The sequence below is a fragment of the Pseudomonas aegrilactucae genome, assembly GCF_019168305.1.
Lineage (GTDB): Bacteria > Pseudomonadota > Gammaproteobacteria > Pseudomonadales > Pseudomonadaceae > Aquipseudomonas > Aquipseudomonas aegrilactucae.
In genome coordinates this window covers 48,282-54,475 of sequence record NZ_JAHTBI010000088.1, presented here as the reverse complement: position 1 = coordinate 54,475, position 6,194 = coordinate 48,282, and the positions used below count along the sequence as shown (strand labels likewise).

The window sequence follows — 6,194 nt, the reverse complement described above, 5'->3', positions numbered from 1 at the left end:
AGCTCGGCATAGCTCAGGTGTTGTTCACCGAACACCAGTGCCGGTGCGTTCGGCGTTTGTTCGACCTGCGCCTCGATCAACTGGTGTACGCAACGGTCGAGCGGGTATGGGGTGGCGGTCGCGTTCCAGGCCTCGGTCACTTGCTGGCGCTGCGCGGTGTCGAGCATGTCCAGCTCGCCCAGGTGCAGGTGCGGATTGTCGCTCATGCGTTCGACAAGGTTGAGCAGGTGCTCGCCGATCGACTGCACGCCTGCATCGCTGAAGTGCTGGCGCGAGTAGCTGGCATGTATCAGCAGGGTGGTGCCGGCGCTGATCGCCAGGGTCAGGGGGTAGTTGGTCTGCTCATGGTAGTCGACCGTGCCAAATGTCAGGCCTGCGGGTGCTTCCTGCTCGAGGGCCTCGGCCACCGGATAGTTCTCGAACACCAGAATGTTGTCGAACAGGGCTTCGCCACGTTGGCCGGACCAGCGTTGAATCTCGCTCAGCGGGGTGTGCTCATGTTCGCGCAGGCCAAGGTTCTTTTCCTGTACCTGTTGCAGCCAGTTGGCGACGCTGGTGTCGGGACGCGGGCTGGCGATGACCGGCAGGGTATTGATGAACAGACCGATCTGCTGCTCTACGCCAGCGATATCGGCCGGACGCCCGGCCACGGTAGCCCCGAAACACACGCAGCGTTGGCCGCTGTACTGCTGCAGCACTACCAGCCACGCGGCTTGCACGAGGGTATTGAGGGTGACTTTCTGCTGGCGTGCGAAGTCGTTGAGGCGTTGTGTACGTTGGGCATCCAGGCTCAGGTAGCGGGCGCCGTGGCCCTGCGTCTGAGTGCTGTTGACGACGGAATGCGCCAGCCGTGTGGGTTCCTCCAGGTCGGCCAGTTGAGTATGCCAGTAGGCGTGGTCAAGCACGGCGTCCTGGCGGCCGAGCCAGCCGATGTAGTCGCGGTAGCGGCCTGGCGAGGCAGCGACGGCCTGGCCGCTGTAGCGCTGCAATACTTCACCCAGCAACTGCGAGGTGCTCCAGCCATCCATCAGGATATGGTGGCTGGTATGGATCAGGTGATGCTGCCCCGGCGCGGTGCACACCAGCACCAGGTTGAACAGCGGTGCCTTGTCCAGCGGCAGGTCCTGTTGCAACTGCTCGGCGGCCAGTGCGTCGAGTGCGTCAGGCAGGTCAGCGCGTTGCTGCCAGTCGAGCAAGCTGAACGGCACGCGTATCTGCTTGTACACCGCCTGCAGTGGCTGCGCCATTTCGCCTTGCCAGAGGAAACCCGTGCGCAGGCTGTCGTGCCGGTCGACGGCAGCCTGCCAGGCATCGGCGAATGCCTGGGGGTCAAGGCCGCTGATGTCCAGGCGCATCTGGTTGATGTAGCTGCGCCCCCCCCAGGTCGTGGGCATCCTGCTCATACAGGGTATGGAACAGCATGCCTTGCTGCAGCGGCGACAGCGGGTAGAGGTCGTCGATCAGTGCCAGGTCGATCGGCAGCGCATCCAGTTGCGCCTGGTCGAGCCCGGCCAGCGGGAAGTCCGATGGGGTGGCGCCTTGATTGAGGCTATCGCAGCAATGGTCGATCAGTGCGCCAAGTTCTGCGATGTAGTCATCTGCCAGGCGCTCGATCAGGTGCGGGGCGAAGCGGTTCTGGTCATAGGTCCAGCTCAGGCTCAGTTCGCCGGCGTACACCTGGCCATTGATGCTCAACCAGTTGCTCAGTGGCGTGCCTGGGTCTTTCTCGGCGCCGGCGGCTTCGCTGGCAGGTACCAGCAGTGGTTGCTGGGTGTCATCGAAGCTGGTGTCGAACTGGCCGAGGTAGTTGAAGGTGATGCGTGCCGCTGGCAGCGCCTGCAAGGCGTCGCGCGCGGCGTGCCCGCCCAGGTAGCGCAGGGCACCGAAACCGATGCCTTTGTCAGGTACGCCGCGCAGTTGTTCCTTGACCCGCTTGATGGTGGCCTGCAGGTCTTGACCCGCCGACAGCTTGAGCGGGAAGGCGCTGGTGAACCACCCCACTGTACGGGTGAGGTCCAGCCCTTCATGCAGCTCTTCGCGGCCATGCCCTTCGAGCTGGATGAGATTGTCGGCCTGTCCTGTCCAGCGTGCCAGCACACGGGCCAGGGCGCTGAGCAGAAGGTCGTTGACCTGGGTGCGGTAGGCGGCAGGCGCCTGTTGCAGCAGGCGACGCGTGCGTTCGCTGTCCAGGTGCGAATCGAGCAGGGTGACCTGTGCCGGTGCGTCAATGGCGTTTTGGGCGTCGGGCAGGTCGGCTGCAATGGCCTGGTGCTGGTCCAGCCAGTAGTCCAGCTCGCCGATGGCCGGGCCCTTGGCATGCTCGCGCAGCGCATGGGCGAAGGCTTGCAGCGAACTGGTGCGTGCAGGCAACTGTGGGGCCTGCCCAGCCAGGCACTGCTGGTAGGCGCTCTGCAGGTCGTCGAACAGGATGCGCCAGGACACTCCGTCGATCACCAGGTGGTGGGCTACCAGCAGCAGACGTTGTCGGCCATCGGCCAGGCTCACCAGCAGCGCGCGCAGCAACGGGCCGTGCTCGAGGTCCAGGCTGCGCTGTGCGCGTTCGCACAGCTGCTCCAGTTCGCGGTCATCCGACGCCACCGCCTGTAGCAGTGCGTTGTGGGCGTCGGCAGGCGCGCGGTAGACGCTGCTCCAGCCTTGGGCCTGCTGTGTGAAGCTCAGGCGCAATGCGTCGTGGTGGTTGAGCAGGGCGTCCAGGGCCTGTTCCAGCACATGGGCATCAAGTGGTGGCCCGGCCGGCTTGAGCAGGACCGACTGGTTCCAGTGATGACGCGATGGTACCGGCGTGTCGAAGAATGCCTGCTGAATCGGCAGCAGCGGGACCGTGCCGCTGGCCGGCCCTTGGTCGATCGCGGCGGCCTGGTCGTCGAACTGCGCAACCCGTGCCAGGCTTTGTACGGTCTGGTGCTGAAACAGTTGTTTGGGGGTGAAACGGATACCGGCCTGGCGGGCGCGGCTGACCACCTGGATGGAAACGATCGAGTCGCCACCCAGTTCGAAGAAGTTATCGCTCAAGCCGACTTGTGGCTGTTTGAGCACTTCCTGCCAGAGGGCTGCGATCTGGCGCTCCATGGCCGATTGCGGGGCCAGGAACAGGTGCTGAGCATGTGCTGCGTCCGGCAGCGGCAAGGCCTTGCGATCGAGTTTGCCGTTGCGCGTCAGGGGCATCCTGTCGAGCAGCACCAGGTGTGCAGGCACCATGTAGCCTGGCAATTGCTGCTTGAGTTCGGCGATCAGCGCGTGGCGCAAGCGGTCCTGGGCCGGCGCATCCGGCAGTGTGTTGCTGGCGACGATGTAGGCGACCAGGCGCTGGCTGCCCAGGTACTCCGGCGCCAGCACTACTGCCTCGGCAACCTGCGGTTGTTGCAGCAGGCGTGCCTCGATCTCGCCCAGCTCTATGCGCAGGCCGTGCAGCTTGATCTGGTGGTCGATGCGGCCGACGTACTCGATCACGCCGTTGTCGCGGTAGTGGGCCAGGTCGCCGCTGCGGTACAGGCGCGTACCGTCACCCGCGATCGGGTCGGGTATGAAGCGCTCGGCGGTCAGCCCGGGGCGTGCGTGGTAGCCGCGTGCCAGGGCCAGGCCACCGATCAGCAGCTCGCCACTGACGCCGATCGCGCAGGGGTTCAGGTCATGGTCCAGGATGTGGGTGTGCACGTTGCTGATCGGCTGGCCGATCGGCACGATGGCGCTTTCACCCAGCGCCTGCACCTGCAGGCAGCAGGTATCGATGGTGGCTTCGCTGGGGCCATAGAGGTTGTAGATATGCGCATTGCTGACGCTGCGCAGTTGCTGCACCAACACCGGGCTCAGGGCTTCGCCACCGAGCAGGATCGCCCGCAGGCTGGCCAGTTGCGCACGATCGGCCTGGGCCATCAGCGCCTGCAGCAGCGAGGGCGCAGCTTGCAGCACGGTAATGCCCTGGGCCTGCACCTTCGGCCACAGCAGCGACAGGTCGTCATTGAGCTCAGGGCTTGCCAGCACCAGTTGCGCACCGTTGAGCAGCGGCAGCCAGAACTCCCAGACCGAGGCGTCGAAGCTGAACGCGGTTTTTTGCAGCACCCGGTCGTGTGCGTGCAACTGCAGGGTACGTTGCATCCACAGCATGTGGTTGGTCAGTGCGCCGTGGCGCACTTGTACGCCCTTGGGGCGGCCAGTGGAGCCCGAGGTGTAGATGATGTAGGCCAGGTTGTCCGCGTCGGGGACGGGCGTGGGGTTGCTGTCGGCGTAAGCCTCCAGCCCGATGCCGGGGTGATCCAGCAGCAGGACCTGCAGTGTTGCGGGCAGCAGCAGGCCAGGTTGCACCGCAGTCTGGGTCAGCAGCAATTCAATGCCGCTGTGTTCGATCATGTAGGCCAGGCGGTCTTGCGGGTAACTGGGGTCCAGTGGCACATACGCGCCGCCGGCCTTGAGCACGGCCAGCAGGCCGATCACCATCTCCAGGCTGCGCTCGCACGCAATGCCCACGCCGACATCGGCACCGACGCCCAGCGCCAGCAGTTTGTGCGCCAGGCGATTGGCCTGCAGATTGAGTTGCTGGTAGGTGAGGGTGGCAGTACCCAGGCGAACGGCGACGGCATCCGGGGTGGCGTGTACCTGGGCTTCGAACAGCGCTTGCAGGTTGGCGTGCGCACCAAAGTCCTCGGCAGTGGCGTTCCAGGTGTCGAGCATCATCTGCTGTTCGGCGCGGTCGAGCATTGGCAGCTCACCCAGGCGCAGTTGAGGCGTGGCGATCAGGCCTTGCAGCAGGTGCTGCCAGTGGCTTGCCAGGCGCTCCATGGTCTGCGGCAAGAACAGCGCGGTGCTGTAGCTGAACGTTGCATCGATCTGTTGCTGGCTGTAGTCGATCTCCAGTGACAGGTCGAACTTGGCCTGTTGCTGCTCGACACCGAGAAATTCCACGTCCAGGCCATCCAGGCGCAATTGCGCTGCATCCTGGCTGGCTACGCGCCAGTTGAACAGGGTCTGGAACAGCGGGTTGGCCTGGGTGCTGCGTTGCAGTTGCAGGTCTTCCAGGATCAGCTCGATGGGGTAGTCGGCATGCTCCAATGCGGCCAGCGACTGTTCGCGCAGGCGCTGCAGGAATTCGCTGGCCGGCTGCGCGCCGTCGAGTCGAGCACGGTAGACCTGGCTGCTGACGAAGCAGCCGACCAATGCCTGAGTCTCGCCCTGGCTGCGGGTGGCGTTGGGCACGCCCACGGTAAAGTCGTGCTGGCCGGTGTAGCGCCCCAGCAGCAACTGCCAGGCACCCAGCAGCACGATGAAGGGGGTCAGCCCGTGCTGCTGGCAGAAGCGCTGCAGAGCGCTGCTCAGCGAGGCTGGCAGGCTCAGGGTATGGTTACCGACGGGGTGCAACTGGTCCGGGCTGCGGGGCGTGTCGAAGGGCAGGTCCAGGTTCGGCAACTCGCCGTCGAGCAATTGCTTCCAATGAGCCGCGGCCTGTTCGTGGGCGACGCTCAGCGGGTACTCCTGACGCTGCCAGTGGGCATAGTCGGCGTACTGGATGGCCGGACGTTGCAGGGCGCTCGGCGCACCCGCGCATCCTTGCGCGAAGGCTTGGGCAAGGTCCTGCAACAGGATCGCATTGGACCAGGCGTCGGAAACGATGTGGTGCATGTTCAGCAGCAACACGTGTTCGAGGGGCCCGGTGCGCAGCAGTGTGCCGCGCATCAACGGCGCCACGCTCAGGTCGAACGGTTGCATCAGGTCGGCTTCGTGGCACAGGCGTACGGCGTCGTCACGCTCGGCGGCCGGCAGTTCGCCCAGGTCTTGCCGGGCCAGGGTCAGTCGAGCCTGGCGGTCGACCTGTTGCTGCGCCAGGTTGTCGACTTCGACGAAACGGGTTCGCAGAATATCGTGCTTGTCGATCACCGCGTTCAACGCCTGCTCCAGCACGTCGGCGTTCAACTCCCCGCTCAGGCGCAGTGCACGCGGCAGGTTGTAGGCGCAACTGCGCGGGTCGAACTGTTGCAAGAACCACAAGCGCTGTTGAGCGAAGGACAGGGCGCAAGCCTCCTGTACCGCCCCTGCCCTGATTGCGTGTTCGGCGCCGGCTTCATCAGCCAGCAGCAAGGCCAGCAGGTCGTCGTCAGTGGGGTGATTCATTTGATTCATGTCGATCTCGTCGCCGTCGGCAGAATTAAGCGTTGTCAGGAAGACGAAGGGCGACGAATGCG

Annotated in this window: 2 protein-coding genes; both read right to left on the bottom strand. The window is 64.9% G+C overall.

Features of this window, described 5'->3' with window-relative positions:
- Positions 1-1,394, bottom strand: a 1,394-nt coding sequence (locus KUO17_RS22075) for a condensation domain-containing protein (RefSeq protein ID WP_425274888.1), incomplete at its 3' end; no start/stop codon positions are given.
- Entirely contained in the window at positions 1,330-6,132 is a 4,803-nt protein-coding gene (locus tag KUO17_RS22070) for a non-ribosomal peptide synthetase (protein ID WP_217977685.1), read from the bottom strand. The genes KUO17_RS22075 and KUO17_RS22070, both read right to left, overlap by 65 nt.
- Between the last annotated feature and the right edge of the window lie 62 nt (positions 6,133-6,194).